Consider the following 394-nt stretch of genomic DNA (forward strand, 5'->3'; position numbering starts at 1 on the left):
AGTCGTCGAAGACGCCACCGTGGCCAACCTCACCACAGAGCTGCTGCACCGCAACTGGGCACCCAAAGTGGCCGGTGCGTGGCAGTTGCACACCGCCCTGCACCAGGCGTCGGCGGCTCACGAGTTGGACTGGTGGTGCTCGTTTTCCTCCGCGGCGGCGCTGGTGGGCTCTCCTGGCCAAGGGGCCTATGCTGCGGCCAACAGCTGGCTGGATGCCTTCACCCGCTGGCAGCGCACCCAGGGCCTGCCCGCGATCGCGATCGCCTGGGGCGCCTGGGGCCAGATCGGACGCGCCACCGCCCTAGCCGACAGCACCGGGGTCGCCATCGGCGCCGACGAAGGCGCTTATGCATTTGAGACGCTGCTGCGCCACGACCGCGCCCACACCGGTTAC

At 69.8% G+C, this 394-nt stretch carries 1 protein-coding gene; it reads left to right on the forward strand.

What is annotated here, in order from left to right:
- The coding region (locus AC5Y21_RS26065) for a KR domain-containing protein (protein ID WP_499917048.1) at positions 1-394 on the forward strand (394 nt) is incomplete at both ends.

This window comes from Mycobacterium sp. NGS41 (assembly GCF_059812725.1).